The sequence below is a fragment of the Nitritalea sp. genome (assembly GCF_054166705.1).
In genome coordinates, this window is record NZ_JBSZCV010000015.1 from 207,249 (window position 1) to 231,735 (window position 24,487).

The 24,487-nt window shown below is 43.0% G+C and carries 26 protein-coding genes; 21 read left to right on the forward strand and 5 right to left on the reverse strand.

Annotated features, from left to right (window positions below; translation table 11 throughout):
- Nucleotide 1: 1 nt before the first annotated feature.
- Together ACXIT9_RS10825 and ACXIT9_RS10830 are read left to right on the forward strand one after the other, a co-directional pair.
- Complete coding sequence (locus ACXIT9_RS10825; protein ID WP_458056246.1) at nucleotides 2-157, forward strand: hypothetical protein; 156 nt, start codon at nucleotides 2-4, stop codon at nucleotides 155-157.
- A 113-nt stretch (nucleotides 158-270) separates the two neighbouring features.
- Nucleotides 271-1,608: a sigma-54-dependent transcriptional regulator gene (locus ACXIT9_RS10830; protein ID WP_458056247.1), complete on the forward strand. Its 1,338-nt coding sequence runs from the start codon at nucleotides 271-273 to the stop codon at nucleotides 1,606-1,608.
- 26 nt (nucleotides 1,609-1,634) lie between these two features.
- Here the strand turns inward: ACXIT9_RS10830 and ACXIT9_RS10835 are convergent, their stop codons facing one another.
- Nucleotides 1,635-4,865: a TonB-dependent receptor gene (locus ACXIT9_RS10835; protein ID WP_458056248.1), complete on the reverse strand. Its 3,231-nt coding sequence runs from the start codon at nucleotides 4,863-4,865 to the stop codon at nucleotides 1,635-1,637.
- A 223-nt stretch (nucleotides 4,866-5,088) separates the two neighbouring features.
- Here ACXIT9_RS10835 and ACXIT9_RS10840 point away from each other — a divergent pair, with 223 nt between their 5' ends.
- Together ACXIT9_RS10840 and ACXIT9_RS10845 are read left to right on the forward strand one after the other, a co-directional pair.
- Nucleotides 5,089-6,486 carry a sensor histidine kinase gene (locus tag ACXIT9_RS10840; protein ID WP_458056249.1) on the forward strand — a complete coding sequence of 466 codons (1,398 nt, stop codon included), beginning with the start codon at nucleotides 5,089-5,091 and terminating at the stop codon, nucleotides 6,484-6,486.
- Nucleotides 6,483-7,187 (forward strand): LytR/AlgR family response regulator transcription factor, encoded by a 705-nt coding sequence (locus ACXIT9_RS10845; RefSeq protein WP_458056250.1) that lies wholly within the window; start codon nucleotides 6,483-6,485, stop codon nucleotides 7,185-7,187. The genes ACXIT9_RS10840 and ACXIT9_RS10845 overlap by 4 nt, the downstream gene beginning before the upstream one ends.
- Nucleotides 7,188-7,218: 31 nt before the next feature.
- Here the strand turns inward: ACXIT9_RS10845 and ACXIT9_RS10850 are convergent, their stop codons facing one another.
- Nucleotides 7,219-7,932, reverse strand: a complete 714-nt coding sequence (locus ACXIT9_RS10850) for a VTT domain-containing protein (protein WP_458056251.1) — start codon at nucleotides 7,930-7,932, stop codon at nucleotides 7,219-7,221.
- A 367-nt stretch (nucleotides 7,933-8,299) separates the two neighbouring features.
- Here ACXIT9_RS10850 and ACXIT9_RS10855 point away from each other — a divergent pair, with 367 nt between their 5' ends.
- The 17 genes from ACXIT9_RS10855 (at nucleotide 8,300) to ACXIT9_RS10935 (ending at nucleotide 21,296) form a co-directional block, all read left to right on the forward strand.
- On the forward strand, nucleotides 8,300-8,851 hold the full coding sequence (locus ACXIT9_RS10855; protein ID WP_458056252.1) for a hypothetical protein: 552 nt from the start codon (nucleotides 8,300-8,302) through the stop codon (nucleotides 8,849-8,851).
- Nucleotides 8,852-8,854: 3 nt separating this feature from the next.
- Complete coding sequence (locus tag ACXIT9_RS10860; RefSeq protein ID WP_458056253.1) at nucleotides 8,855-9,394, forward strand: TlpA family protein disulfide reductase; 540 nt, start codon at nucleotides 8,855-8,857, stop codon at nucleotides 9,392-9,394.
- Complete coding sequence (locus tag ACXIT9_RS10865) at nucleotides 9,391-11,577, forward strand: peptidase domain-containing ABC transporter (RefSeq protein ID WP_458056254.1); 2,187 nt, start codon at nucleotides 9,391-9,393, stop codon at nucleotides 11,575-11,577. The genes ACXIT9_RS10860 and ACXIT9_RS10865 overlap by 4 nt, the downstream gene beginning before the upstream one ends.
- Nucleotides 11,578-11,584: 7 nt before the next feature.
- On the forward strand, nucleotides 11,585-11,824 hold the full coding sequence (locus tag ACXIT9_RS10870) for a hypothetical protein (RefSeq protein ID WP_458056255.1): 240 nt from the start codon (nucleotides 11,585-11,587) through the stop codon (nucleotides 11,822-11,824).
- 50 nt (nucleotides 11,825-11,874) lie between these two features.
- Entirely contained in the window at nucleotides 11,875-12,084 is a 210-nt protein-coding gene (locus ACXIT9_RS10875) for a hypothetical protein (protein WP_458056256.1), read from the forward strand.
- Nucleotides 12,081-12,290 carry a hypothetical protein gene (locus ACXIT9_RS10880; protein WP_458056257.1) on the forward strand — a complete coding sequence of 70 codons (210 nt, stop codon included), beginning with the start codon at nucleotides 12,081-12,083 and terminating at the stop codon, nucleotides 12,288-12,290. The genes ACXIT9_RS10875 and ACXIT9_RS10880 overlap by 4 nt, the downstream gene beginning before the upstream one ends.
- A gap of 1,045 nt (nucleotides 12,291-13,335) precedes the next feature.
- Nucleotides 13,336-13,536 carry a Blp family class II bacteriocin gene (locus ACXIT9_RS10885; RefSeq protein ID WP_458056258.1) on the forward strand — a complete coding sequence of 67 codons (201 nt, stop codon included), beginning with the start codon at nucleotides 13,336-13,338 and terminating at the stop codon, nucleotides 13,534-13,536.
- 20 nt (nucleotides 13,537-13,556) lie between these two features.
- Complete coding sequence (locus ACXIT9_RS10890) at nucleotides 13,557-13,745, forward strand: hypothetical protein (protein WP_458056259.1); 189 nt, start codon at nucleotides 13,557-13,559, stop codon at nucleotides 13,743-13,745.
- A gap of 337 nt (nucleotides 13,746-14,082) precedes the next feature.
- Complete coding sequence (locus ACXIT9_RS10895) at nucleotides 14,083-14,400, forward strand: ATP-binding cassette domain-containing protein (protein ID WP_458056501.1); 318 nt, start codon at nucleotides 14,083-14,085, stop codon at nucleotides 14,398-14,400.
- A 31-nt stretch (nucleotides 14,401-14,431) separates the two neighbouring features.
- Complete coding sequence (locus tag ACXIT9_RS10900; protein WP_458056260.1) at nucleotides 14,432-14,671, forward strand: hypothetical protein; 240 nt, start codon at nucleotides 14,432-14,434, stop codon at nucleotides 14,669-14,671.
- A 263-nt stretch (nucleotides 14,672-14,934) separates the two neighbouring features.
- Complete coding sequence (locus tag ACXIT9_RS10905) at nucleotides 14,935-15,093, forward strand: hypothetical protein (RefSeq protein WP_458056261.1); 159 nt, start codon at nucleotides 14,935-14,937, stop codon at nucleotides 15,091-15,093.
- 677 nt (nucleotides 15,094-15,770) lie between these two features.
- On the forward strand, nucleotides 15,771-15,980 hold the full coding sequence (locus tag ACXIT9_RS10910) for a hypothetical protein (RefSeq protein ID WP_458056262.1): 210 nt from the start codon (nucleotides 15,771-15,773) through the stop codon (nucleotides 15,978-15,980).
- 95 nt (nucleotides 15,981-16,075) lie between these two features.
- Nucleotides 16,076-16,762: a hypothetical protein gene (locus ACXIT9_RS10915; protein ID WP_458056263.1), complete on the forward strand. Its 687-nt coding sequence runs from the start codon at nucleotides 16,076-16,078 to the stop codon at nucleotides 16,760-16,762.
- A 380-nt stretch (nucleotides 16,763-17,142) separates the two neighbouring features.
- Entirely contained in the window at nucleotides 17,143-17,346 is a 204-nt protein-coding gene (locus tag ACXIT9_RS10920) for a hypothetical protein (RefSeq protein ID WP_458056264.1), read from the forward strand.
- 46 nt (nucleotides 17,347-17,392) lie between these two features.
- Nucleotides 17,393-17,590, forward strand: coding sequence for a hypothetical protein (locus tag ACXIT9_RS10925; RefSeq protein ID WP_458056265.1), 198 nt, complete (start codon nucleotides 17,393-17,395; stop codon nucleotides 17,588-17,590).
- 19 nt (nucleotides 17,591-17,609) lie between these two features.
- A complete protein-coding gene (locus tag ACXIT9_RS10930) occupies nucleotides 17,610-17,804 on the forward strand; it encodes a hypothetical protein (RefSeq protein ID WP_458056266.1) in 195 nt (64 codons plus the stop codon).
- Nucleotides 17,805-20,150: 2,346 nt separating this feature from the next.
- Entirely contained in the window at nucleotides 20,151-21,296 is a 1,146-nt protein-coding gene (locus ACXIT9_RS10935; RefSeq protein WP_458056267.1) for a trans-sulfuration enzyme family protein, read from the forward strand.
- Nucleotides 21,297-21,346: 50 nt separating this feature from the next.
- Here ACXIT9_RS10935 and ACXIT9_RS10940 read toward each other — a convergent pair whose 3' ends face one another.
- The 3 genes from ACXIT9_RS10940 to ACXIT9_RS10950 are packed head-to-tail and all read right to left on the reverse strand — an operon-like array spanning nucleotide 21,347 to nucleotide 24,433.
- Nucleotides 21,347-22,165, reverse strand: a complete 819-nt coding sequence (locus tag ACXIT9_RS10940; RefSeq protein WP_458056268.1) for a hypothetical protein — start codon at nucleotides 22,163-22,165, stop codon at nucleotides 21,347-21,349.
- Between the two features lie 13 nt (nucleotides 22,166-22,178).
- Entirely contained in the window at nucleotides 22,179-23,144 is a 966-nt protein-coding gene (locus ACXIT9_RS10945) for a Smr/MutS family protein (protein ID WP_458056269.1), read from the reverse strand.
- Entirely contained in the window at nucleotides 23,141-24,433 is a 1,293-nt protein-coding gene (locus ACXIT9_RS10950; protein WP_458056270.1) for a cryptochrome/photolyase family protein, read from the reverse strand. Before ACXIT9_RS10950 ends, ACXIT9_RS10945 begins: the two co-directional genes overlap by 4 nt.
- Nucleotides 24,434-24,487: the final 54 nt, after the last annotated feature.

The following is a 24,487-nucleotide window of genomic DNA, read 5'->3' on the forward strand; positions in this document are numbered from 1 at the left end:
TATGAAAAAAATGCTGGTCTATATCGCACTAATTCTGAATGTGCTGCTGGTTGTGTTAGGCGTTCGTGCCCTCACGCAGAAGCAGCCGGGGACCTGTACATCGGCCTTAGAGCAGTTTCAGGCACAGCGTCTGGAGCAGCATTTCTATGTGCCGTAGGTAGAGCCGATCAGCCGAAAGAAACAAGTATCATTAGCAAAAGAGGGCTTTAATAGCTTCTTTTGTGCGATTTAAAAATTGAGATTCAAAAATGAATAAACCTTTATCCAACTATGCTGCCAATTCTTTTAGTGGAAGATGATTTTAGTTATCAGCGTTTACTTAAGAAGTTTTTAGAAAAACAAAATTATGAAGTGCATGTAGCATCCTCCATTTCAGAGGCTGAACGCTTGTTAAAAGAAGTTGGTTTCGAGCTTGTCCTATTAGACTACTGGCTTCCAGACGGTAATGGACTGGACTTATTACGTGAAATTTTGCAGCAGCATAAGCACTTGCCTGTGGTCTTTTTATCGAATTACTCGGAGGTACGCATTGCCGTGCAGGCCATTAAACTAGGTGCTCGAGATTATATTACTAAACCGGTTAATCCGGAAGAGTTACTTCAAGTGGTTCGGGAGGTGGTCCAACATCCGGCTAGTGCTCCGATGCGGTCTGTGTTCGTCCCGGGAATAAGCGAAGCGTTTAAGGATGCCTATGCGCTAGCGGAAGTGGTAGCGCCCACTGAACTAACGGTGCTTTTGATGGGGGAATCTGGGACGGGGAAAGAATATTTTGCTAAGAAAATACATGCACTTTCAGGTCGCCACGAGGGTCCTTTTGTGGCGGTGGATTGTGGATCACTTTCTTTAGAGTTAGCTGCTTCAGAGCTTTTCGGACATGTAAAAGGGGCATTTACTGGTGCACATATGGATCGCCAGGGATATATGGAAGACGCTCAGGGTGGGACTTTGTTTTTAGATGAGGTAGGAAATCTTCATCCGGACGTCCAGTCTAAACTGCTACGGGCGATTCAAGAGCGGATCATTCAGAAAGTAGGCTCACAAAATCCGATTCCATTAAATATTCGCATCATTGCAGCTACAAATGAAACCTTGGATACACGTGGCGAGCGGAGTTTTCGTTTAGACCTGTACCATAGGTTAAGTGAGTTTAGGATAGATATACCTCCTTTGCGCCAGCGCAAAGAGGACATACTGCCTTATGCTGAATACTTTGTCCAGCGGAGTAATGAGCAGTTTAACAAGCAGGTGACAGGTTTTTCCCCAGATGCTGTAACGATGTTTCAGCAGTATACCTGGCCGGGTAATCTGCGGGAATTAAAGAATAGGGTACGTCGCGCGGTTTTAATGGCTAAGGGCTCGGTTTTAACAGCGGAACTATTCTCTGACTTCTTTCTGTCTGCCTCCGGGGGAAATCCCATGAAGGCAGCAGACCCTGTAGAAATCAAGAATATGGAAGGGGTAAAAGAGCAGCAGGAAGTTCTTGAGAAGCAGTTGATCTTAGATACTTTAGCACGTTTTCGCTATAATAAATCTAAAGCTGCCGAATTTTTAGGTATCGACCGGAAAACACTTTATCAGCGCTTGAAAAAATACAACATAGAAGGGTAGTCTTTTGGACTACCCTTTTTTGATTTTTAGTTGAAGATGTAGCGTAGCCCGAGCTGCATTTGCCAGACGTCCCCTATATTCGCTGTTCGCACAAAGGTGTTCGTAGGCAATTCCCCTCTACTCGGATTGAGCTGGTAAACAGGTGTCAAGGTATCCGGATCTATGCGCGTGATGGCTATAGGGCTTTCGTTGGCGATAATACTCCCCACCCCCCAGTTGCTATTTATCAGGTTCGTAACATTAAATATATCCATACGGAACTGGAGCACATTCTTTTTGCCTTTTAGGTTCAAGAAGAAATCCTGAACGAAGGAAAAGTCTAAGCGTCCCACCATCGGAAATTGAACGCCATTTCGCATGGCATACCCTCCTCTTCGTGTGCGTAGGTGTGCATCTTGTTCGATAAACTCATTAAAAAGAGTGCGCTGCTCTTCTGGCGTGAAGGTCTGTGCGTTTAGGGTAAGTGGATCGAAGGCCATTTCCTGTAGCTGTGATTCGGTAGGGATAAAGATCAGGTCATTGCCGACGATCAGGTCTCCATTGATGTCAGTATTGTAGACGAAAGATTCGACTCCTTGATTGCGCAGCTCATAGAAGAGTGAAATGTTACTCGCAAAGCGATTTCCGAAGGTTTTTCTGTAGCCGAGGGCTGTGATAAACCGATGGCGCTGGTCATCAAGAGAAAATCCCAGCTCGGGGAAGTTGCCACCACGTACACTATGGATATTTTCATAAGACAAAAAATGCTGGGTATTTCCATCCACCATGTTTTTGGCTACTGCATAGGTGTAGGCTGCCATCGCCTGAAGGCCATTCTCAAAATATTTAGACAGCTGTGCCGTAAGGCTGTAACTGTAACCTTGACTGGTATTGTCAAGCACCACAGCGTTTGTGATTTGTGGGTTTCTTCTATTCAATTCATCGCTAAACCCATATAAAGGGCGATCATCAGGGCCACTTAAGTTACGTGTTGGATTGTTCAAGTTAGCATCGAAAAAAAGCAAATCAGATACTTGCGCGGTGTAGATGCCTTCTAGTGTGGCGACGATACCGGCAAATAACTCTTTGTCGATACCGATATTGGACCTCCAGACTTGTGGGTTTCTAAAGTTAGGGTCGATATACGCCACATCATAGGATTCGGGGCGTCCGATAACTGCAGGTATATGCGCATTGACATCAGGTGAAAAGGCGAAATCCCGCGTATTATCGGCTCGAATTTGCCCCTGCAGCATGCCATTGGTATTGACCATATTGGAGATGTTAATATAGATGGGGCGACCTGAGAAAAGTCCTGTACCACCTCGGACTTGGAAGGAACGATCGCCTAAGACATCCCAGTTAAAGCCCATCCTTGGACTCCACATGAACTGAGGTTCCGGGAGACGGTCTGTTTCTATCGGGATAGCAGTGCCATCAGGTCGGCGAAAATCGAGGGTTGCTACCTCGGGGTTAAAAAGTGCTGTCTGGTCATAAAAGGGCACATCAAGCCGTAGTCCGAGCGTAACTTTTAACTGCGGGCTAACAGCATATTCGTCTTGGATATAGGCACTCGCGATATACGCTCTGGTCTCCGCAGTGGGGATGCTTCCATCCGGCAGTGCGGAAAATTGGCGCTGAAAGCGGCGAAGTTCTACTTCCTGACCGCTGGCATGTTGAAAAAAGTCATCGAGGCTGTTGTACACGTAATGTCCGAAGAACGTGGGGGTAAAGGTATACGCGAAGTCGAACATTTCGAAATTCACACCTGCAGTGAGTGTATGGTTACCAAGAAAGGCGGTAAAATTATTTTGAAACTGCCAAATGTCAGAGTCCAGCGCGCGGTTTGGCGAGAGCAGGTCTGTACCGAAAGAAATATAGTTACGCCCATCTTGAAGAATATCTACGGCAGGAAAATTGCCGCCTTCCCAAGATCTAAAGTTCCTGTTTGCCGTCAGGCCGAAGCGCAATTCGTTGGCAAATTTGCTCCCAAATGTAGAGTTTAGTTCTAGTATACCAGAGTAGATATTGTCTTGCAGGGTGTAATTTGAATTTTGAAAGTTGAGAGAAAATAGGTTTTGATTTCTACCTCCAAAGCCCAAAGAGGTTCGGGCGACGGGTCTTTCAGCTGAAGAAATCAGCGTGTTAAACCGAAAACTTAAGCGATGCTGTTCGTTTATGTTGTAATCGAACTTGATCAAGAATTTGTCTGAGATCGAATTCAAATTGTAATTCTCGAAAAGCCCCGGGTCGTAGTTGAAGTTTTCTGTTAGGAAGCTTCTCACAGCCAACATGTCACTTTTTTGGACACGCGTGACATTGGCGCCAGTGCGCCCTTCAGCTGCTGCCACGAAGGGAGAGTTAGGATCCGAGCGCCTTTCGGATTCTGCTGAGAAGAAAACAAAAAGTTTGTCTTTGATAATAGGCCCACCCACTCGGAAGCCATACTGCTCCACATTAAAATTCGAGGTAACCACTTCTGTTCCTCTGGCTTGGGTGCCGACGAAAGATTCGTTTCGTGTATTATAAAAGGCAGAGCCCCTCCATTCGTTATCTCCGGATCGGGTTATCGCATTAATGGCAGCGCCTGTAAATCCACCCTGCGTGACATCATAAGGGGCGATGTTTACTTGAATTTCTTCTATCGCATCTAAAGAAATAGGAGTGGAGTTCGTCGGTGCACCGGGAATAGAACCGGAAAGGCCAAAGGCATTATTGAAGATACTGCCATCAAGCGAAAAGTTAATGGCCTTCGGATCTTGACCCGCGAAAGATTCCCCATTAGACTGTGGGGTGAGACGCGTAAAATCCTGGACACTCCTGCTCAAAGTAGGCATGGTGTTTAAAGCCTCTTTATTGATCGTAGTGGCTGCCCCCGTTCGTTCATCATTCATGATATTATCTTTGAAGCCCGAAATCGTGACGGTCTCCAATTCCATATCGCCATCTTGTAGCTGCACATTCAACACATACCGCTGCCCGAGTCGCAGGGAGATATTTTCGAAGACTTGGGTTTCAAAGCCGATGAAACTCACTTCAACACGGTAAGGTCCACCCGTTCGCATGTTAGGTATAGTAAAACGACCATTTGGCTGTGTCACCATGGTGTAGCGTGTGCCCGAGGGGAGGTGGGTGGCTTGAACGGTGGCTCCTGGCAGTGGTTCATCTAAGTCGTCTTCGATGAGCCCGGTAAGCCCTGCGCTGGTGGCTCCCTGACCGAATGCTTGTAAGCAGAGAAACCAAAGGCAGAAAGTAAGAAGTAGCGTAATTTTTTGCATAGGTAGTTGATTTCGTGTGAAATTTCCTTTGCCAAATGCATGCCTTTGCAAAAAACAGCGTGTAAGAGCTTTTTTTAGCGAAAGACTGTTTACTTCCATGCTCACACTGTGGGTAAAAGGTCTCACGAAAAAGCTTTCCATCCCTAAAAACAGCCGATCCATCCCAGCGCTTTGGCCGTAGGCCGAATAGTGCGTAGCCTTGTAGGACTAAAACACAAGACCTATGCTCAGCAAAACAAAACTTAACTTTCGTCAGATCGAATGGTGGGGCTTTTCCGCAGCGACTTTCCTTCTCATCGCTATCGGCTTCCTTAATTTTATCTATCCTTTTCGTAACGATACCTTTTTTTATCTGGCAGCATCCGGGACTCTCTTTTTGGGCTTGTTTTACTTCTTGCGGATGCGCCTCTGGGTGCAGTTTCGACAGGATGGTAAAAAATGGAAATTCGGACTGCTAAGCCTCCTGCTGCTGGGGCTCGGCTTCGCGCTACATCTTCTGTTCGCGGAAATCATGCATGGAGGCCTAGGTCCGGCACCGATTTATTTCCGTATGCTCCTGCTTTTTGGACTTTATGCTGCCTTCGTGCTTCTGCTCGACCAAATCGCCCAGCAGCGGGGGAGCCAGGACCTGCGCTGGTATAATGGCATCCGCTTGGCGCTGTTTTACCTCTTTTTGACCCTCTACCTGTTTCAGTTTTCAGATGGCCGCTTCACGCTGCTGACCCGCTTGTTTGCCTTTTACCTCCCTTTTGTCGCAGTGGTAAGCTTTGTGAACTTCTTTTTTATCTATGGGGAGAAGCGTGCGGGTAACCCCGCAAAGGCGACGCGCAACTATGGCTTCTTGGTTTCGGCCATCCTCTTGGGTGGGCTACTGCTGTGGATCGGCAATCCATTTGCGGTTTTTATCTCTGCTGTCTGGCTGCTTTTCGTCGTGGTCGTGCTGATCATCCCGATTAGCGACCTGCTGTTTGCCCGCTATGAGGACAACTTACAGCAGCTCACGCGGCTGAATGTGCAGGTTAATCGGAATGCCGCGCAGTTAGCCTTTTTAGAAAGTCAGATCAATCCACATTTTATCTTCAATACGCTGAATAGCATTTACGGCACGGCGCTACAGGAGGGAGCAGAACGTACAGGAGAGGCCATTACCAAGCTGGGGGAGCTGATGCGGTACATGTTTACCCAGCATGAGAAGGCGAAAATTCCTGTGCAAGAAGAGCTGAGCTATATCGAGAACTTTGTGAGTCTGCAGCGGCTTCGCTTTCAGCAGGATGATAATCCAGAGATCAGCCTGCAGGTGCAGTTAGAAGAGGGCTGGCAGGGAACGATTGCCCCGATGCTGCTCATCCCCTTTGTGGAAAATGCGTTCAAGCATGGAGTTAGCGTGCAACATAAATCTTGGATTAAAGTGCATGTGAAAGGAGAGGGGGAGGTTTTGCATTTTCATGTGACCAACAGTGTGCATGCTAAGCAGGGGGAGGATCCTGAGGGGCACTCGCACGGTGTGGGGGTAGAAAATGTCCGACAACGACTGGCGCTGCTGTATCCAAAGCGGCATGAGCTAAAGATTTACGAGGCGGGCGATGCGTTCTTTGTGCATTTGAGTATCTTTATTGTATGAGTAGTGGAAATCTGTCCGCCGTGGTGATCGATGATGAGCCGATGGCGATCGAAATTATCAAGGCGCATGCTGCCAAAGTGCCTTTTTTGCAGCTGGAGGCGACGTTTACGGATGCGATAAAGGGCTTGGATTTTTTACGTCAGTCTACCTCTCGGCGTCCACTAGTGGTTTTTTTAGATATCAAGATGCCCGATTTAAATGGCCTTGACTTGGCGAGCTTGCTTCCGGAGCACTGCTTGCTCATCTTCACGACGGCCTATTCAGAGCATGCTTTGCGCAGTTTCGAGCTGGACGCAATGGATTATTTGTTGAAGCCTTTCGGGCTGCCCCGCTTTTTAAAAGCTTGTCAAAAGGCGCGCGACTATCAGCGCCTGCTGGAGGCAGATGCCGATGAGGCCCGCTTTCTGAAGGTGGGGGCGGAGCATGTGCGAATCGTCTGGCGGGAGCTGAGGTATGTGGAGGTGCGGGGAAATTATGTGCACTTCTTTTTGTTAGGTGGTGAGGAATGGAGTGCGCGAATGACGCTGACGGAGTTAGAACAGGATATTCCGGCGTACATTATCCGCGTGCATCGCTCTTTTATGGTAAATCGGCTCCATGTTTTGCGCGTGGAACGGCATCAACTGACCTTAAAAGGGGACGTACGGGTACCTTTAAGTGCGCGTTATGAAGATGCCGTCAAGCGCCTTTTAGAGGCATAGAGGCCCCTTATGTTGGAGGGATGGAGTCTATTTAAAGATGCTTTTGGGGGGTGGAGCCCCTGAAAAAACGTATAATTCCCCAGCCTGAAACCAGGAGAAAGAGCAGGAGGAGGCTAATTTCCCAGGCGGCATTTCCGCCTTTTAAGGCCTTGTAGATATCTGCAGCGAGGTATCCCGAGCTGAAGGCGAGGAGGGTGCGGGGGAGCATGCCGAGAAAGCCCCAGAGGAGTAGGGGCTTCCAGCCGACGCGGAGGGTGGCGAAAAGTACGTTAGAGAGTGCGAAGGGAATGACGGGGCTTATGCGGACGAAGAATACGAGTTCTCCCATGCGTGAGGCGCGCTGCTGCAGAAGTGCTTTCAGGCCTGGGAATGCTTGGAGAAAGCCTTGACGGTCTTTTTGGGCGTCCAGCCCAAGTCCAAGGGCATATCCGATGGCGGAGGCGCAGAGGTAGGCAGCGGTGAGGAGCGGGAGGGCTTTCCAGCCCAATAGAAAGCCACAGGAAATGGCTACAAAGGTAGTGGGCAGCAGGGCGAGTCCCATGCTAAGGCTGAGCACGGGGAAAAGTAAGAGAAAGGAGCTGTTTTCGGTGATTTGGCGTAGGTGCTCGGGGTACCGTAAGAAGAAAGTGCTGAGAAGGGCGCTGCCGATAAAGGGGATGATGCTAACCCAAAGGAAGGCGAAAAAGAGCGGCTGCTGCCCTTGGAACCGCTGGCGCCAGTGCTGAAAACGAGAGGAAAATGGCATGAAAGGCAAGATACGGGATTTTTGGCATTGCGCGTAGCATTTATTTTTTATTTCTTTTTCAAAAAAACATTAGTTATGTGTGTTGATTTTTTAGGACCTTAAAAATAACTTTATATTGTATTTTTATATATTTCGGAATTTACTTTTGTGAAGGTATACATTTCAGGCCTTGTAATCTGTTTCTTAGGTCATGTCCTATTGCTATTTTAAAACATAATTATCATATTTCGATTCAAATGTCTGTATTTGGTAGAAAATAAAGTGAGGTTGTGTACTATAGTAATCATGTATGAAAAATTTCTTATTCTTGTTATTCTAATCCTGTTGTCTTTTCGTTACGAGCTACCTAGTAGTGGATTTGGAGGCTATGCTAACCAGCGAATTAGCCAACCAAATCGAAATTGAAATCCCAGAAAATGTCCTTTTGGATATGTTGGAGGAGATGAGATATTGGAACAAATTTTCGATACTCTTCACTTTCCTTATTTTAACTATTAAGTGCTTTTTGATGGCTTTGGTCCTTTATGCGGGGCTGTTCTTTGCTAACAAGCATCAGGGCATCAACTTAGGGAGTTTATTTACGGTTGCGGTATATGCCGAAAGTATTATCGTGATAGGAGGATTGCTGAAAGTGATTTTAGGGGCAACATCTGACTTGACTTATTCTGAGTTCTCGCTTTTTGCTCCGTTGTCAGTACTCAGTATGCTGGATATTTCTTCCGTGCATCCCATTTGGTATTATCCTTTACAATTGCTCAATATTTTTGAGGTCATTTATTGCATACTCTTGGTTTACTTCTTTAGTCAGGAACTGGATTTTAAAAAATCAGACAGCTCAAAAGTTGTCCTTGGATCCTATAGCTTCTCCATGAGCTTTTGGGTGATTTTGATTCTTTTCTTAACTATTAATTTTACCTAAGCCATGTCAAGAAAAATATTTTTGCTCGTCGTAGGAGGATTGCTGCTATGCTTACTTGCAGGGCTTGTTTGGAAGTTGAACCAAAAGTCTAAGCAAGAAGCACAGGTTAGTCAACAGATCCAGTCTATTCCTTCCATGACTTTAGCCACGCTAAAAGAAGAAAAGGTTGAGATTGAAACATTTGCATCGAACCGCCCATTTCTGTTGGTTTACTTTAACTCCACGTGTGACATTTGTAAAATCACGCTTAACGCTCTTAATTCACGGATTGAAGAATTTGAAGATGTAGCTATCTTACTTACTACCAACCAATTGAGGGACGAGATAGAAAGTGTTTCGGGAGATTATCCTTTTCTTAATCAGCGGAATGTACAGCTAGTGATCGATGAGGAAATGTACCTATCTACCTATCTAGGCGTACGTTCTGCCCCCAGTATTTTTTTGTATGATAGCTCGGGGAATTTGATAGCCAACTATCAAGGCCCAGTGAAATTGGATATTCTGCTAGATAAGCTACTGAAAAGAGAGGAGGCAAAACCATGAAATTACAAGCATCCAAATTAAAAAGGCTCCATGATGCTCAATTGGGAGAATATGCCTGTGGCTTGGCTTGTCTGAGTACGATTTCCCGATATTTTGGTGGAGAAGTCACCCAAGAAAAACTACGTGATGTGAGCGGAACAACGATGTCAGGCACTACCCTTCTGGGGCTGATTCAAGCAGCTTCAGAAATTGGATTAGAAGCCAAGGGCTTCGAAGCGGAAATCAAACATCTGAAAGAACAAGCAGACCCCGTCATCCTTCATGTAATTATGGATCAAGTGAGGGAACATTATGTGGTCTGTTTTGGCTTTGATGGAAACAAGTTTTGGATTAGTGATCCCAGCGTGGGGATAATTGGCTACAGTGAGACTGAATTAAACGAAATCTGGAAGTCAGGTATTCTACTCCAAATAAAAGCTACTGAGCGGTTTCAGGCAAGAAAATCCCAATCCAGTGCCAAAAATGAATGGTTAAGATCGCTTATTGCAGAAGATATCCCAATTTTAGCTGTTGCGGCAGTTCTTGGAACACTTATGGCCATCACTGGGCTTTCTACAGCCATATTTTCACAAAAACTCATTGATGATTTTCTTCCTAATCAGACTTATGACAAAGCCATCTTTGGGGTAATCGCATTGGGAGCTTTATTACTCTTCCGCTCATTATTGGGTTATTTCTTGGGTGTATTTATGGCAAGACAGGGAAAAGGCCTAAATATACGGATTGTGTCTTCCTTTGTCGGGAAAATATTCCATCTGCCCATGAATTACTTCAAGGGGTTCAGTACGGGCGACTTGATCGCTCGTATGAATGATTCCCTACGCATCCAGCAAACAGTCGCCATGATTACCGGGACGGTCATTATTAATGTTTTGGTAGTAGTAGTTTCCTTAGCTTTTGTCTTCTACCAATCATGGGTGATGGGGTGGTTGTGTGTAGTAGCTGCTATGATATTTTTATTCATTGGTTGGCGCTATCATCAGCCCATCATTGCCAAGCAAAAAGAAGTGATGGCAGCCCATGCCCTCAATGAGACGCAGTACATCGATAGCTTGATGGGAGTGCATGTCTTAAGATCCTATGGTAAGGAACAAGTATTCAAAGACAGAATAGATCAGGTCTATGGACATTATCAGTCCAAGGGCTATGACTTGGCTATTATTGGCAATAGCTTTTCATTTTTCACGCAGGTCATTGTAGCCGTATTTATGAGTCTATTATTCGGACTGGGAGTATATTTAGTATTTCAAAAAAACCTCCAACTAGGGGAATTGATGGCCTTGATTCAGGTGGGGAGTTCTATTTTACCAGCTGTAGCAGGTTTGGTAGTAGCCAATATACAGTTTCAGGAAGCCAAGGTAGCTTTTGACCGAATGCATGAGATTGCGGGACTAAAAGCAGAATCGCGGGAAATTCACATAAATAACGAAGATGCTGAAGAGCCAAACGTCCTTTTAAAAGCAGAAAATCTGGTATTTCGATATCCCGGACGAAGTCCGATACTAAAAGGGGTGAGTTTTCAACTACAGGCAGGTCAAACCACAGCACTTTTTGCTCCAGTCGGAACAGGAAAAAGCACCTTAGTGGAGCTGATTCAGCGTTTTTATAGTCCCGAACAAGGGATGCTTACTATGCCCTTCCTGTCGGACGAATGCAGTGATTTGATCACTTGGAGAAATCAGTTGGGAATTGTCAGTCAAAAAGAGAAGCTCTTCAATGGGACAGTATTGGACAATATAGCCCTGACAAATAATCCTCAAGACTTAGAAAAGACCGTTCAGACCTTACAAGAACTGGGTTTAGGAGGATTTTTCAATCAATTCCCTCAAGGAATTCTTACCATCTGCGGGGAAGAAGGCAGGAACTTGTCCGGTGGGCAGCGGCAGCTGGTCGGCTTAGCTCGTGCCTTGGCCAAAAAACCTAAGATTCTTGTGTTGGATGAAGCTACAGCTGCCATGGATTGGGAAACCGAGCATGCCATGCTCTCTATCGTGAAATCCTATGTTCGGGCAAATCATGCTTCTCTTTTATTGATTACGCATCAACCGGCTTTGGCAGCCAGTATGGACCGCTTGATGGTCTTAGAAGATGGGAAGATCAAAGCCTATGGAACTGCTGCTGAATTATTACAAACAGCCAATCAATTTTCTAAAGCATATCAACATCTAGTACCCCTAAACTGACACCACTATGGCAGGATTGAAGTATTACGAGCGGACCAAGCTCTTGATTGAGTTGATCGAGAAAAAAAAGACAGGAGGGCCCTCAAAACTGGCCAAAAAGCTTCAGGTACACAAAAGAACAGTGTATAGAATTTTGGATGATTTACGTCTTTCTTCTCCCTATGAAATCATTTATTGTAAGGAGTCAGATAGCTACATTTTTTTAGAAAAAAATAATCGGGTGACAGGAAATGTCACCGACATCTAATTATTATTATATTGTTAAATAAATTTTCAACCAAATAAATTAAATTCGTTATGAAAGAGTTAAGTGTTAACAGAATGGAGATGGTGAGTGGGGGAAGTTGGGCATGTGCAGGAGCACTTTTAGGTTCGGCATCATCTATTTTAGGTTTGGCAGCTGGCGCCGCACTTACAACTGGTCCTGCTGCACCAGCGGTAGTTGGGGGGTTATTCATTGGTCATATGGCAGCAAATTTATTTGTTCTTGACGCTTGTATAAAATGATTGTAATCAGCCAAAACCAATGTTCAACCATCTCAGGAGGGGGTGGTTTTGCATGCGCAGGTTCTATTTTGTTATCGGTAAGTTTTACATTAGGTGCAGCGGCAATAGTTGCAGGCACAGGTGCGACAGGGGTGCTTTTATTAGGATATGGCCTTGGAAAGTTAGGTGCAACAGCATCTATTATAGGAAACTGCGGAAATATTTAAAAATATAGCTGAATAGAAATTTATCTATTCAGCTATATTTTTATCAATACTTAATTTATATAAAATTTATCATTTAATCAATGAAAATAATCCAATATATTAACATTGTCAAAATAACCTTCATTATAGCTATCTTGTTATTCTTAATTTTCATTTTTTTTGATTTTTGGGACGATTTTAAAAGAGAAGATATTTTTTTTATCTTGAATGGCTACGGTATTTTCTTCTTTTCAGCTCCTGTTTATTTCATCTATATCAAAGGGTTTATTGGCAACTACACGCTAAAAAAAGATTTTGTCCAACTCACAAAAAAGTACTTACTTACCTTTGAAAATTTTATTTTTTTGTTTTCTGGGATCATATTTATTGTCATTACGTCTGATTTCGATACCCTATTGATAGTATCCATCATTGAACACTATTTATTCTTAACATGCCTTTCCTTACTTATATTCGTTACCATCTTTCATACTCAGAGTAGCTTATTGATTTCATTGTTTATTGTATTATGGCACGTTTTAATGATCAATTTCCTAAACTCATTCCCATTAAAAATAGCTATGTGGCTAAACCCATTTTCCTCATGGTCTTATATTTCGTGGTATAAAAATGATTATTTATGGATTCTTTTATTTCTGGTAAAATGGACTCCAATCATGTGGATATTAAATAATCAAAACTATTACCCATCAATAAAGAAGAAACTGAAGAGCTAAGCGTCCTACTAAAAGCAGAAAATCTGGTATTTTGTTATCCCGGATGAAGTCCGATAGTAAAAGCGGACCAAGCTCTTGATTGTGTTGATTGAAAGTAGAAAGACTGGAGGGCTCTCAAAACTGGCCAAAAAGCTTCAGGTACACAAAAGAACAGTGTACAGAATTTTGGATGATTTACGTCTTTCTTCTCCCTGTGAAATCATTTATTGTAAGGAGTTAGATAGCTACATTTTTTTAGAAAAAAATAATAGGGTGACAGGAAATGTCACCGAAATCAAATTATTATTAGCTTATTTAATGAATTTTCAACCAAATAAATTAAATTCGTTATGAAAGAGTTAAGTATGGACAAAATGGAGATGGTTAACGGTGGGTTGTTGAGTCAATATTGTCAAAGTGATTCTGTGTCTTTTTTAGGAGGGGCAACTCTTGCTGGTACTTTAGCAGGTGGAGGAATTGGATTTGTTGTTGGTTTAGGAGTCGGAGCATTTGGAAGTTTAGCAATTACCTACTTCGGAAAGCCTTGTTAGATGTTTTAAATTACAAAAGAATGACAGAGTTACATGAATTTCAATTAGAAGAGGTATCTGGTGGTGATAAAGTCACTGCGTTTTGTAATGGATTTGCGGCAGCAGCAGGAGTTTATACACTAGGTGCTGTCGCTAATTTATGGAATCCAATGGGGTGGGGAGGAACGATTGCTATCTCGGCTGTTGCTCTAGCTTGTGTTGCGTATTAAAACATCATAAGATAGTTCATAAATCTTTTTATGAACTATCTTAAACATTTAAAGCTATGAAGAAATTTATATTAATTATACTCACGGCAATAACTATAATAGTGGTTATAGGGACATTTTCTGATTATGGCAATACCTTTAATAAAATCTTGTATGTTTGGGTGATTTTTCTTGTGACCTATTCTTTTCTAGTCAATAAAAAAATATTTTCTAGTAAAAAATAGCGTCAGCTGAATTGAAAATTCTTTATTAGCCGCTGTTTAAGGAAGCGTTTAGTTGGCAGTAAATTTAGGGTTTAGGAAGATTTTTCAATCAATTCCCTCAAGGGGTCCTTACCATCTGTGGGGAAGAAGGCAGGAACCTTTCCGGTGTGCAGCGGCAGCTGGTCGGTTTGGCCCTTGCACTGGTTAAAAAGCCCGAAATCCTTGTTTTGGATGAAGCTACAGCTGCCATGGATTGGGAAACCGAGCATGCATTACTTTTTGTTGTAAAATCCTATGTCCGGTCAAATCAAGCTTCCCTTTTATTGATTACCCATCAACCGGCTTTGGTAGCCAGCATGGTCCGCTTGATGGTCTTAGAAGATGGGCAAATCAAAGGATGTGGAACTGCTGCTGAATTATTACAAACAGCTAATCAATTTTCTAAAGCATAGCAACATCTAGTACCCCTAAACTAATACCACTATGGCAGGATTGAAGTATTACGAGCGGACCAAGCTCTTGATTGAGTTGATCGAGAAAAAAAAGACTGGAGGGCTCTCAAAACTGGCCAAAAAGCTTCAGGTACACAAAAGAACAGTGTATAGAATTTTGGATGATTTACGTCTTTCTTCTCCCTATGAAATCATTTATTGTAAGGAGTCAGATAACTGCATTTTTTTAGAAAAAAATAATCGGGTGACAGGAAATGTCACCGATATCTAATTATTATTGTATTGTTAAATAAATTTTCAACCAAATAAATTAAATTCGTTATGAAAGAATTAAGTATTGATCGAATGGAGATGGTGAGTGGGGGAGTGAACTGGTCTTGTGTTGGAGCAGTTGCAGGTGGAATAGGCCTCTTAGCTTGGTCTTTTGGAGTTCCTGTTGTGGGTCCCTTGACAGCACTAGTGGTTCTAGGTGGTATTGGGACTACATTAGGAACTGTAGCTATGGTTGCACAGTGTAATGGTTATTAAATAATTATGGAAAAAATTCTACATTTAATTTCAGTTATTTTGTTATCAGTAGCAATTGGATTTGCTATAAAAGAGCAAGGGTTTGCCGTTTGGCAAATCCTTTCACTTCCTATTTTTATTTTTGGTTTATATAAAATAATCAAGAAGGAAAAAAAAGTTTCATAAATATGGGCTTTTATGCCAGTATGGAAGATTTAGCAGAATAGTCTCTGCTAGCCCCACTAGGCGTAGTTTTCTTCTGAAGTTTCAAGTTCAATTTAACGCTGGGTGGAATTGGTCTACCCTACATCAAGCCCAAGGCTAATTCCGATAGCTATTGGAACCAAAGGGATCATTTCTTTACGCCTTTTCCTACCCTGATATCCTTACCAATTTACAATTGGTTACATTTATTTACCAATATTGCATAAGTTCAAGATGAAATCCTAATCCAAGAGATAGGAAAGATCAGTGGGAACGCTAGTTCAACTGTTGACCACAGAAAACACCTTGACCTCGGACTATCAGAATATTCTTCAACCCAAAACCGATGCATCATGGCAGGTCTAAATTACTACGAGCGGTCCAAACTCTTGATTGCCATGGTAGAAAAAATAAGACTGGAGGGCCTGGAGACTTGGCCAAAACTATTGGGGTGTCCAAGAGAATGGTTTATTTGATAATTGATGATTTGCGGTTGACACTTGGTCGGGGTATATGTTATTGTAAGGATGAAAAAAGTTATGTTTTTATCGAAAAAAGTTGATTCAGTAAAAGATTGTTTCACCAGTCCTAAATTAAACTTGTACTGTTAAATAAATTTTCAACCAAATAAATTTTCAACCAAATAAATTAAATTCGTTATGAAAGAGTTAAGTATGGACAAAATGGAGATGGTGAATGGGGGAAACATTGATTGTGCGGTAGCAATTTTAGAAGCAGAGGTTGGCATATTTTCTTTAGCTAGTGCACTTGCATCAACTGGTGTAATGGCTCCTCTGGGCGTAGGATTGGCTGTGGCCAGTCTCTGTTTTTTAGCGTATGGTGTCTATAAAAATGGGGATCCATGTTAATTTAAAATCTCACACTACCAAAGGGTTAATAAATGTATTAATCCTTTGGTCATTAGATCAAACAACTACAGCATTAAGAATATCATCCATGTACTATGAAACACCTTGCTCCATCCATCGGACTTATTAGCTTTTTTCTAATCATTCTTTTCTTTTTCTATCCCAATGGTTTTGCGGAAATGAGTGATTTTGATTTTCTAGCACTTAAGAATTATTTATTTTTTAATATTGGCATATATTACTTTTTCTTACTAAAATTAAATGAAAGTACGATAACTGGATCATCCGATGAACATCTTAACGGATCAGCGAGTAGCAGGCAAATCTTTTTTTCTCAATACAAAAGATCTATTACACAAGTACCAATGCTTGTGATTTTAGCAGCATTTGCCATTTTTATCGGGATTATTAAGATAAAGTTAGGAGTTTCATTACCAGAGATAATTTTTGAACTACTAATCTTAGGCTTCCAATACCTGTTTTTCGTTTGGCTTATGGTATTTATCAAAAATGGCTTTAAAAAACATGGGGTTGACCTAATTATGATTATGTGTAACATCATTGGCTTATTAACAATTGCCGCAAGAACATTTGATGAAAGTTTTTGGCTTTTATTTAATCCATTTGTCGGTTGGATAAATTTTATTCTGATTTGGCCATTTGAATCTACGGCTTTAAAAATTATCTCTGCATTTATTTTGATGGCGGTGGTTTATTCCATAACTCTCTTTTTAACCAAAAAATTTATTACAATAGGTCGTGTAGATGTTAAAGGTGTATAGTGTTTAATATTAAATTAATGAAAATAATCCAGCATATAAATATTGTTAAAATAACTTTTAGTATAGCTGTCCTGTTATTTTCATTTTTTATTGTATTATGGCACGTTTTAATGATCAATTTCCTAAACTCATTCTCATTATAGATAGCTATGTGGTTAAACCCATTTTAATCATGGTCTTATATTTCGTGGTACAAAAATGATTATTTATGGATTCTTTTATTTCTGGTAAAATGGACTCCAATCATGTGGATATTAAATAATCAAAACTATTACCCATCAATAAAGAAGAAATTGAAGAGCTAAGCGTCCTACTAAAAGTAGAAAATCTGGTATTTTGTTATCCCGGATGAAGTCCGATAGTAAAAGCGGACCAAGATCTTGATTGAGTTGATCGAGAAAAAAAAGACAGGAGGGTCCTCAAAACTGGCCAAAAAGCTTCAGGTACACAAAAGAACGGTGTATAGAATTTTGGATGACTTACGTCTTTCTTCTCCCTATGAAATCATTTATTGTAAGGAGTCAGATAGCTGCATTTTTTCAAAAAAAAATAATCGGGTGACAGGAAATGTCACCGATATCTAATTATTATTAGCTTACTTAATGAATTTTCAACCAAATTAAATTCGTTATGAGAGAGTTAAGTATTGATCGAATGGAGAGTACCATTGGTGGTAGAGATTGTGAAACATACACTGGTTTGGGAGCAGGATTCGCAGCCGCAATCCTAATCGCTGGTGTAGCAACTGGAGGTGTTGGATTATTAGTAATGGGAGGTTTAGCTGCCTACGGTACAGCTTATGGTGCAATTTATTGCGCAATGATTTAAAATTTTAAAATACAATAAGATGAAGGAATTAAACTTTGATGAATTATCGATTGTTAATGGGGGGGGCTTTATTACTGGTGCTTGTGCCGGGATAGCTCTTGGTTCAGCTGCTTATTTTATAGGTGCATCAACGAATTTTTGGAATCCCGTTGGTTGGGTTTCAGCGGGACTTGTAGCCGTTGATGTTGCTTGTGCAATTTATGCTGTTACATAATTACCTAAAAGTACCTGACAAGAATTCAGGTACTTTTTGGTTTTCTGAAATTAATTTAATATGTATCTGTCTGAGACGTATTATTTATATAAATATTAAGTTATAAGATGATACATACGAATGCGGGATGACTATTTATAAATATTTATATTATATGAAAACATTTGCTGTTTTGTTACTTGTGATAGGGGCGGCCCTATTGGTAGTAGAAGTAATAATTATTAATAATAAGTATTTCTCTTTAATTTCTTATTTTTTAATAATTTCAGGAAGTCTTTTAGTTATATTTAAAAATAATAAAAAATGATTACAGATAAATGACGCTACATTGAAAAGTGTATAAATATATTTTTAGGATTTGTTGCCCCATATCTGTCCTGGGGCCAATTCCGAAAGCTATTGGAATCATTGGGATCGTTTTTTTATGTCTTGTCTTACCCTATATCCTTAACAATTTACAATTGCTCATATTTACCAATATTGCATAAGTTCAAGGTGAAATCCTAACCCAGAGAATGTTGTATCTGATAATGGATGATTTACGTCTTTCATCATCTCATGAAATCATTTATTGTAAGGAGTCAGATAGCTTCTTTTTTTTAAAAAAAAATAATCGGGTGACAGGAAATGTCACCGACATCTAATTATTATTGTCTTATTAAATAAATTTTCAACCAAATAAATTAAATTCGTTATGAGAGAGTTAAGTATTGAAAAAATGGAGATGGTTAGTGGGGGTTAAAACTGCGAAGATATAGCAACCTTCGCAATTACAGTAACTGGTGTTTTTGCACTTGGAGCATTAACAGCAGTATCAGGAGGATTAGGATTAGGTGTTGCAGCTGGATTATCTGGATATTTTGGAACAATAGCTGTATTAGCATGCGAAATGTATTAATTATGAAAGAGCTTAATATTTACCAACTAACTGATGTAAGGGGGGGGGGACTACTGGTGAGGCAGTTTGTCACGGACTAGCTCTTATTTCTGGTGTAATGGGTGTAGGAGCATTGGCTAACTTCTGGAATCCCGCAGGATGGTTTATGGGTGGAGTTACTGTGGTGGCTCTAGGATGCGAAATTTATTACGGAAAAGATTGAATAAAATCAAAATTCCAATGAATAAATTTGAAATATTGATTTTTTTATTGGGAATAGTTACTATTATTTATATTCCGTTATACTTTTTTGAGGTTGTTAGTTTTAATGTCTGGCTTTATTTTTCAACCCTCTTGTTTTTGATTTTAATAATTTTAAACTTGTTAATAAAGATCAAAAAAAAGGGCTAGTTAATAACAACAGATCAAAAGTTTTAATAGCGAATACATGAATAACACAGATTATTTATAATTTATAATGGGAAGCACTCAAGGTGCTACCCCATTATTTTTATAGATCAATTGTCAAAAAAATGTAACATTGGCATTTTTCTTTGGTCGTCGTCATCAAATTAATTGTTTATGAGACAATTATATAGATGCTTTTATTTGCATTGTTGTTTGATTAAAAATACATAAACATCTTCTATTATTTAACTTGTCTTTGTTTTTTTTCGACTTAAAAAATTGAATAGTTAAAGTTAGCAAAATCTTTAAACATGAGTAGATATTTTGATTATAACGTTTTTTAAAAAATCCTTAATTATTATACTTTTATAATTAAAATTATTTAATTGCTAATAAAACATTATACTTTTCACTAAAGGAAAAGACCTCAGACCAGCGCCCCTGTCCTACTTTTAATCGTTTTTTTCTTGCAAGACCTCAGGCCTACGGCCCAATAATTACTCTAGAAAGTGTAGTGCTTTTTCCAAAACTAAGCATGTGTAGCAAATTAAACGTTTAACTTCTTGCAGCTTCTTCCTTCATAGATCAAAATTTATTAATTTTTGTGTATTCACAGGGCACCAAAATTATATTAAACGTAACGTTTTTATCATCAATAAAACTAGTATTCCCACTGATATGAGATATTTAAAAGTAATTACTCTCCTTTTAGTTCCTTTTCTTTCTTTAGTCAAAAGCTTGAGGGGTTTTATTTAGGGAGTTTAATCAGCGATCAAGATTTGTTTATCATTAAAAAAGAAAAAGATCATTTTTTAGTGACCTTGCAGTCCACAAAAAAACAATTCTATTCTAATGGTAGGAATAAAACTGGACAAAAAAATAAAGTTTGCTATTTCTTTGGACAGCGGCGAAGAACTTGAGGTTACTGCTGGATAAATCCATTTTCAAAACTACTAGTATTCGCCATAGGAAAGGGTTCTGGGTGCAGCCAAAAAAAAGAGGAAAGAAACTTTATTGTCGTCCACAAATGCGGCATCTTTGAGGTAAAGAGCAGAAATAGTATGAAATTTGGCACCAAAGTCATTCATGCAGGACTACAGCCCGATCCTGCCACAGGGGCACTGATGACGCCCATCTATCAAAGTTCCACCTATAAGCAGTCTTCTCCAGGCCAGCATCAAGGTTTCGCCTACGGGCGAGCCGATAACCCGACGCGGGCTGCTTTGCAGGCTAATTTAGCCGCCTTAGAAGGAGGTAGCGCAGCCTTCTGTTTTGGCTCGGGAATGGCTGCCATCGATGCCCTCATGCGTCTACTACGCCCCGGTGATGAAGTCATCGCCACCCATGATCTCTACGGTGGCGCATATCGCCTGTTTACCCAAGTCGTGGCCGCCTATGGCATTCACTTTCACTTTGTAAACCTGTCGGATCCCGAGGCCATTCGCCAAAAACTCAATGCCAACACCCGGATGATCTGGATGGAGACACCCACCAACCCCACGTTGAAAGTCCTCGATATTCGGGCTGTAGTCGAACAGGTTCGCGGGCAACAATTATGGGTGGCTGTTGACAATACCTTTGCGAGTCCCTATCTTCAAAATCCTTTGGAACTGGGGGCTGATATCGTAATGCATGCGCTCACCAAATACATCGCGGGCCATTCTGACCTGCTCATGGGGGCTGTTATCGTCCGTGATCCGGAACTGGCAGAGCGGCTAGCCTTTATTCAAAATACCTGTGGAGCGATTCCAGGACCTCAGGATTGCTTCCTAACACTTCGCGGCATTAAAACGCTAGCCCTACGTATGCAGCGCCACTCTGAAAATGGCCGCGCAGTCGCCGAGTTTTTAGCAGCACATCCCGCTGTAGCGCAGGTCTACTGGCCCGGCTTAGCGGAACATGAAGGCCACGCGGTGGCCAAAGCGCAAATGCGTGACTTCGGAGGCATGCTCTCTTTTCGCCTCGTCGATGATCGACGGGAAAGTGCTTTAGCCCTGATGCAGCGCTGCCGCTTGTTCGCATTAGCAGAATCTCTGGGAGGTGTAGAATCTTTAATCGGACATCCCGTCACCATGACCCATGGGAGCATTCCGAAGGAAGAACGCGAGGCGGTGGGCATCACAGACAGTCTCATTCGCCTAAGTGTTGGCATCGAAGATGCCGAAGATTTAGTAGCCGATTTAGCCCGAGCCTTGGCGCATGTGTAGCAACAGCCTCTCTTCAAGCGTATCTATTCGGTCCATACCAGAGCGAAAAGCTACAAGCATCTGGTGATGGTCTTTAGAAGCAGTGTGGAATGAGCTAGGTGGGCTTTGCGCCGTGCGCGCACCGCCACCAAAAACGTGCGATAGGCCTCCTGCGTATGCTCCTCCATAGACACATAGTAGGACAGGTGCTGGAGAAAAAGCTGTACCTCAAACCACTGGCGAATCGCGACAAGCAGCTCTGTGAAGCGCTGGTGCATTTCAGGGAGAAAAATGCTTTCGATGCCCACGGAAAGGCGGATATTTTCCAGCACCACCACCCGCTGGAGGGCCTCAAATACCTGTCGCCACTGGGGCGCATCTAGCTGGTCCCCATCACAAAAGCGGATAAAGGCCAGCTCTTCTTCCACAAGGGCCTGACTGGTCTGATGCAGGGGCAAAAGCTCCACCCCCTTACTCCCCTTGTACAGCGCTTTGTGAAAGGCCGCATGCGCGGCAGGAGTGAGGGTGAGTACCTCTTCGAAAGCCTCCGTGTACAGATCCAGTTTTTCCTTTTCTAAGGTCTGTGCGTAGGCTGGTAGCCGCATCGACAGCGCCTTCCCGAACTGCATGTACTGATTTTCGATGGCCTTCAGGTGGCGCGTCCTGCGGAAGTAACGCTGTAAACGTTTAAAAGCATCCGGAAGGTGCAGCTCCTCTTTTTGACGTAGCCGACCCACCAGCGCTGCATAAATTTCCAAGAAAATCAGCGCCTCCTCGGCCTCCGCCGCGCGTTTACTTTTGTATAGTTTCCCCACGGCCAGCAAGGCATCCTCGAGCCGCCGGTACTGCTTATCACAAATCGGGAAAATAGAAGGGAGCGTCTGGCTCATACACGTTGCATCTTTATGAGGTGGTGATCTTCACAAGCGTGGCTCCAAAGCCAAAGCGGCTTTTTTGGCTGTCTTTAAAGTACTGAATCCCTTTCCACTGCCCGAGTTGCTTATGGATTTCCTTCCTTAATACCCCATTTCCGATTCCATGAATATAGGTGATTTCATCCATACCCGAAAGGATGGCGGCATTCAGTGTTTCCTCAAAGGTGCGCAGCTGCAGCCGTAGCATCTCTCCATTACTCATGCCCGTGGGATCTGCTACCAGCTGCTCGATATGTAGATCTACCGCCGCGGGTGGGCGCTTCACCTTCGGTAGGGCCGGAGCCTGAGCGGTAGGAGAGAGGTCTTTCAGACTTTCATTTAACGCGAGAACATCCAGCTCCCGCGTGTGCTGCAGAAGTTCGAAAACATACCCCTTTTTCTGGAGCAGCGGCGCAGTACCTTTCTGCTTAAAAAAAGTGGTCGCCTTAAACTTAAAGCTCCGCTCAAAAGGCGGCAAGGCACGCTCGATTTTATAGTTTATCGGAATAAACTGCGCCTTTATCGGAGGCCAGTCTTGAAAGGCTTTGATACTTTTTTCACCAATTTTCAGGTTTTTTCCGGCCTCCAGTCGCTCTGCCAGCAGGGTGATGGCATTCTCCCCATACTGCTCCGAAAAGTAGCACAGGTAGGACTTGGAAGTGGCATTGCAGAGGTATACCGCGAGCAGGTCATCGTTGATGGGCAGGTAAGCCAGCACCAATCCCTCACGTGAGGTAACCTTCTCTCTTTTGCCCGGCACAAAGTCCGGCACCTGCTCCGCCTTCTTGCCAAAAAATGCAGTCTCCGCCGGCGCGATCACCACCACCTCATTGCGCATGGCGGGTATGCGAAAGCCATCCTCGATTTCCACCTCCACGCGGCCACTGCCAGAGATTTTCGTGATCACACCTTCCTCCTGTCCGTGCAGCAGGCGCACCCGGTCTCCTATATTCATCCTAATGCTTCTTTATACGTTTGTATGGCGCGCTCCCGCGCAAATTTATGGTCCACCATGGGTTTTGGGTACTGAGCAGTGCCATATTCAGGCACCCACTTTTTGATATAAGCACCCTCTTTATCGAACTTCTCCGCCTGCGCGGTGGGATTAAAGACGCGGAAGTAAGGCTGCGCGTCTGTGCCTGTCCCAGCTGCCCACTGCCAGCCACCGTTGTTAGAGCTCAGCTCGTAGTCCAGTAATTTTTTCGCAAAATACGCTTCTCCCCAACGCCAGTCAATTAATAAATGCTTGGTCAGGAAGCTGGCCACGATCATGCGCACCCGGTTATGCATGTATCCTGTCGCGTTTAACTCCCGCATGCCGGCGTCTACGATCGGATATCCGGTCTTGCCCTGGCACCATTTTTCGAAGTCCGCCTCCTCCTGACGCCAGGGGATCTGGTCGTAGGCGGGCTTGAAGGCCTGATCCACTACTTTCGGGTTATGGGCTAAAATCATCATGTAAAACTCCCGCCAGATCAGCTCGTTCAGGTAGGTGTCATTCAGTTCCTGCGCTCTTTTTGCCAGCTGTCGAATCGAAATCGTCCCGAAGCGAAGGTGGATACCGATCCGCGTCGTCCCCTTTTTGGCCGGAAAATTTCGGACAGCACCGTATTTTTTGACGATGGCCTCATCTACTTCCATGGGAGGTATCCGGATGGAGCTGGGCTTAAAGTCCATGTCCTCCAGGCTGGGAAAAGGCAAGGGTTCGGTCTGAAAAAAGGCATCCTCCTCCAGCTTTTGCGCCTCCAGCTGCAGCTCCTCGAACTTAGCACGCCAGGCCTTGCTGTAAGGGGTGAAGACTTTATAAAACTCCCCAGAACCATTTAGCACCTCTCCCTCTTCGAGGATGACCTGATCCTTAAAAGTACGGAAGGGGATGTCCGCCTCCTCGAGTAGCTCTTCGATTTGGGCATCGCGGCTCCGCGCATAGGGCTCGTAGTCGCGGTTCGTATACACGGCCTCCACCCGGTAGCGCTTCAGCAGTTCGGGAAACACTTTTTCCGGATGGCCATAATGCACCTCCATACTACCGCCTTTGGCCTGGAAGGCCTCCCGCAGCGCCGCTACCTGCTCATGGATAAACTGTACGCGGGCATCGGAGCGCTCTTCCAGCTCGTCCAGGATGTGCCGGTCGAAGATAAAGAGGGGCAAAACATTTTTTTTCTCCCGGCAGGCTGCTGCTAGGCCGGTATTGTCTTCTAGTCGAAGGTCCCTACGGAACCAAAATAGCGTGATATTTTCCATAAACGTGCTCTTGTCATACAAATAGCCCTTAGGGGCAAATTGTTTGCGCCAGCG